The organism is Nocardia farcinica, from assembly GCF_029867845.1.
In the GTDB taxonomy this organism is placed as follows: domain Bacteria; phylum Actinomycetota; class Actinomycetes; order Mycobacteriales; family Mycobacteriaceae; genus Nocardia; species Nocardia farcinica_A.
The window spans coordinates 1-1168 of sequence record NZ_JARWRU010000150.1; the positions used below are offsets into that span (position 1 = coordinate 1).

Genomic DNA, 1168 nt, shown 5'->3' on the forward strand with positions numbered 1-1168 from the left:
CCGTTATCCGCATGTGCGTCAACACCGCCCTCCAGCTCGCAGGCAAACGACGCCGCACGAGAGCCGACCATGCCCGCCAGGACGACAGCAGACGCGACAGCCTCCCACGTCCCCGACGATCGTTCGATCGCATCCGGGTCCGGCGGGATCTCATCCTCAGCCGCAGCCGTGGGGTGTCGCCAACCTCCCCGCCGCCGCGGGCGCGGCCGCGCGGCCCCCCCCCCGCGACCGGGGTGCCCACGGCGATGTCGTCGGTGCCCGACAGCCGGGCCAGCAGGGCGGCGAAGGCGGCGTGCACGACCATGAACAGGGTGGCCCCGGACTCGCGGCCGAGCGCGCTCAGCCGGGCGTGCAGGTCGGCGTCGACCTCGAACTCGACCAGGCCGCCGCGCAGGCTCTGCTTGGCCGGGCGCGGGTGGTCGGCCGGCAGGGCCAGCTGGTCGGGCAGCCCGGCGAGCTGTTCGGTCCAGTAGGCGATCTGCCGCGCCGCGAGGGAGGCCGCGTCGTCCTCGTCACCGAGCAGGGCGCGCTGCCACAGGGCGTAGTCGGCGTACTGGATCGGCAGCGGCTGCCAGTCCGGCGCGTCACCGGCCAGGCGGGCGGTGTAGGCGGTCATGAGATCGCCGACGAACGGCACGGTGGAGGAGCCGTCGGCGGCGATGTGGTGCAGCACGCCGACGAGCACGTGCTCGCCGGGAGCCGGGCGGAGCAGCGCCAGCCGCACCGGCACCTCGGCCGTCACGTCGAACGGCAGCTCGACCAGTTCGCGGATGTGCCGCGCCAGCTCGTCCGCGGCGACATCCCTCGGCCGCAGGTCGACGGCGACCTCGGCCGGGTCGAGGATCTGCTGGACCGGTTCGCCGTCCACCTCGGGATAGCGGGTGCGCAGTGATTCGTGCCTGGCCACCAGGTCGGCGACGGCGGCGCGCAGGGCGGCCACGTCCAGTTCGCCGGTCATGCGCAGCGCCATCGGGATGGTGTAGGCGGTGGAGGCGGTGTCGAAGCGGTTGAGGAACCACATGCGCTGCTGGGCGGGCGAGAGCGGCAGCCGGCGCGGCCGCGCACCCGCGACCAGCGGCGGTCGGGCGGCCGCGTCCGCTTCCGCGACCGCGGCGGCCAGCTCGGCCACCCGCGGCGCCTCGAACAGGGTGCGCACCGAGACCTGGCG

The 1168-nt window shown here is 74.9% G+C and carries 1 protein-coding gene; it reads right to left on the reverse strand.

The window, feature by feature from the left end; all coding sequences use genetic code 11:
• Positions 1-1168, reverse strand: a 1168-nt coding sequence (locus QH283_RS02975) for a condensation domain-containing protein (protein WP_280501485.1), incomplete at both ends; no start/stop codon positions are given.